Origin of the sequence: Rummeliibacillus suwonensis (genome assembly GCF_007896435.1) — a bacterium.
In the GTDB taxonomy this organism is placed as follows: domain Bacteria; phylum Bacillota; class Bacilli; order Bacillales_A; family Planococcaceae; genus Rummeliibacillus; species Rummeliibacillus suwonensis.
Genome location: NZ_VCBL01000015.1, coordinates 1 through 1151, shown reverse-complemented (window position 1 = coordinate 1151; position 1151 = coordinate 1). Strand labels below are relative to the sequence as shown.

Below are 1151 nucleotides of genomic sequence, written 5' to 3'. Positions count from 1 at the left end.
AGACAACCCTATCCGCTATGCAGGTTACTATTACGATGAGGAAACCAAAAATTATTATTTACAAGCTCGGTACTATAATCCAGAGAACGGTGCGTTTCTAGCACTTGATCCACATCCTGGAGATGATAATGAACCGTTGTCACAAAATGGTTATAGTTATTCTAGAAACAATCCCAATTCAATTACTGATCCAAGCGGTGAAATTTGGTGGTTAGTATGGAATGGAATATATGGAGCTATTGATAATTCCTACGAATACGTTTGGGGTGTATTTAAAAAAAGTAATTATAAGTTCAAAAAAATGTATAGAAAATTGAACTATAAAAAACTGACTACTCTTGCAATAACAGGCGCTTTAACAGGGATGTTAGGGGGAACATTAGGTAAATACCTTGGAAAGGCAAGAGTTGGTGTTGCAAATAGATTATTTGTCACATTCCAATGGGAGTTTAAATCCGAATTAGCAAGGCAATATTCACAAAATGGGAAAATTAATGTTTGGAAAGCATTATATGATGCTGGAAAAGGAACGATACAAGGAGAAGCTAGAGCCCTAAAGCTCGTTTATCAGGCTTATAAGCGAGGCGGCAAGGCACGAACTATTAAGGTAGCAAGGAGAGTTTAAAATAATGTGGGTACATTTATTATTTATTATTCTGATAGTTTTATCACTTGGATGTACACTATGGTTTTTTAAATGGGATAGGAAGAGTGAAACAATTTATGCTGCAAATAGTACCTTATTGGCAATAATTAAACTATTTCCAAGAAAAGTTCAAAAAATAATATTTATATCTATATTTAGTTTAATAACTATATGCATATTTATCCTATATATAAGTTTTATATCATATAGATAAAAAGAATAGGTACCAGTCACCAAAATAGTTCTGACAATAGATTCTAATTTAAGTGTAGGATCCTCAGTATCTTTTACATATTGAGGATCTTCTTCTATTTTAGAATTAGAAAAGAAGGCAACACAGTAGCTTCTTACACCTATGATGAAAATGGCTTGCGTTTAACAAAAACAGTTGGAGATACAATCCATGAATACTTCTATAATAATGAAGTATTAGACATGGAAGTCGTCAAGAAAAACGGTGAAGTCACCCAATATCGTTCCTACGAATGGAATGGCTACACACCAC

General features: G+C 33.3%; 1 protein-coding gene. It reads left to right on the top strand.

Annotated elements, in window-relative coordinates; genetic code table 11:
* Positions 1–625 (top strand): RHS repeat-associated core domain-containing protein (locus FEU33_RS18570; protein ID WP_146550962.1); only part of this gene is annotated, 625 nt, incomplete at its 5' end.
* Positions 626–1151 lie beyond the last annotated feature (526 nt).